Source organism: Moorena sp. SIO4A1 (assembly GCF_010672065.1).
In the GTDB taxonomy this organism is placed as follows: domain Bacteria; phylum Cyanobacteriota; class Cyanobacteriia; order Cyanobacteriales; family Coleofasciculaceae; genus Moorena.
In genome coordinates this window covers 1-2012 of record NZ_JAAHHX010000386.1, presented here as the reverse complement: position 1 = coordinate 2012, position 2012 = coordinate 1, and the positions used below count along the sequence as shown (strand labels likewise).

The window sequence follows — 2012 nt, the reverse complement described above, 5'->3', positions numbered from 1 at the left end:
TTCCCAGAAAATTGCTGGAAGCCTACCGCAAGGGCAGGGTTGTGCCCACCAGTGATGTCCAAGCAGAGAAATATTCCTCGGGCCATATGCAGTTGTTGAACCGACTGCAAGTGAAGGCAAATCTGGTTGTCCCGATTGTGGGGGTCGATAATCTAATTGGCTTATTGGTAGCTCATCAGTGTTCTAGGACTCGGGTATGGCGCACCGATGAGATTGACTTTCTACAGGAATTAGCCACCCACTTAGGACTAGCTTTAAGCGGTGCCACTCTCGCCACAGTGAAAACCGCTGAAGCCGATCGAGCTGGGCAAGTCATTGAGATTACCTCCCGTATCCGGCAATCCTTCACAGTCGAGGAAATCTACCAGTCAGCCACCAGTGGCATCCGAGAAGCTCTGAAAACCGACCGAGTTCTAGTCTATCTGTTTGACGAAATAGCCCAAGGAACCATTGTCGCCGAATCCGTGGGTCATGGCTGGCCGAAATCCCTAGGAGCAGAAATTGCTGACCCCTGCTTTGCCCACCAATATGTGGAAAAGTATCAGCAGGGTAGAGTTAGTGCCTTGGATAACATTTACCAGGCCGGCTTGAGTGATTGTTATTTGGGTCAACTTGAACCGTTTAAAGTCAAAGCTCACCTAGTCGCCCCCATCTTAGCAGAGGACAAATTACTGGGACTGTTGGTCGCCCATCAGTGTTCCGGTACCCGGCATTGGGAAGAATCAGACATCAACTTTTTCAGGCAGATGGCCATTCAATTGGGCTTTGCCCTTGAGCAAGCCAAGCTAGTAGAGCAGCTCAAACAAGCCCGCATTGCTGCGGAAGTAGTTTCCCAGGAGCAACAGCAACAACGGGAAGCCCTACAGTTGCAACTGTTAGAACTGGTCAATAAAGTGGAAGGAGCTGCCCAAGGTGACCTCACGGTAAGGGCTGAGATCCTCAGTGGGGAAATTGGCACTGTGGCTGACTTCTTCAATGCCGTCATCGAAAGTCTACGAAGGATTGTTACCCAAGTCAAAACTGCTGCCACTGAGGTAAACCAGTCCGTTGGGGACAATGCTGGAGCTATTCATCAACTGTCTGAAGCCGCTCTCCAACAAACCCAGGAAATCACCAACACCCTAGATTCTGTGGCTCAAATGAGTCGTTCTATTCAAGAGGTAGCTTCTAACGCCCGCCAAGCCGCTGCCGTGGCTCATACCGCTGCCAACACCGCCCAAAGCGGCACCCACGCTATTGAGCGCTCTGTTGCCAGTATTCTAATTTTGAGAGAAACAATAGCAGAAACTGCCAAAAAAGTCAAGCGCCTTGGGGAATCCTCCCAGCAAATTTCCCAAGTGGTGGCATTTATTAACCAAATTGCCCTGCAAACTAACCTATTATCGATCAACGCTGGCATAGAAGCCGCACGGGCTGGGGAAGAGGGGCAAGGATTTGCAGTGGTTGCCGAAGAAGTTGGGGAACTCGCTGCTCGCGCTGCCACGGCCACTAAAGAAATTGAACAAATTGTAGACAACATCCAACAAGGCACCTCCGAAGTGGTAGAAGCCATGGAACTGGGAACTACCCAAGTGGTCGAAGGCACCTATCTAGTTCAAGAAGCCAAAGACAGTTTTGGTCAAATCCTCAACGTCTCCACCCAAATCGACCAATTCATTCAATCCATATCCCAAGCCACCGTTTCCCAAGCGGAAACCTCAAGCGCTGTGACAAACTTAATGAAAGACATTGCCCAAATCTCAGAACGCACCTACCAGTCAACAGAACATATCTCCCACTCCCTCCAAGACACTGTAAGTATTGCTGAAGAATTACAAACATCGGTTGGCAAGTTTAAAGTTGATCACAATCATGACTAATGACCACTAAGCACTAACTACTAACCCTAACCACTAACCACTACACATGTCACAGGACAAAGAACTGGAAATTCAGCTACAGTTTCTCGAAGAGGCAAAGGAATACTTAGATACCATTGAATCGGTGCTGCTGGGTTTAGCCAGCGCTGCCAT

At 49.2% G+C, this 2012-nt stretch carries 1 protein-coding gene; it reads left to right on the top strand.

Annotated elements, in window-relative coordinates; translation table 11 throughout:
* A partial coding sequence (locus tag F6K53_RS38545; RefSeq protein WP_293085114.1) for a methyl-accepting chemotaxis protein occupies window positions 1–1859 on the top strand: 1859 nt, incomplete at its 5' end.
* Window positions 1860–2012: the final 153 nt, after the last annotated feature.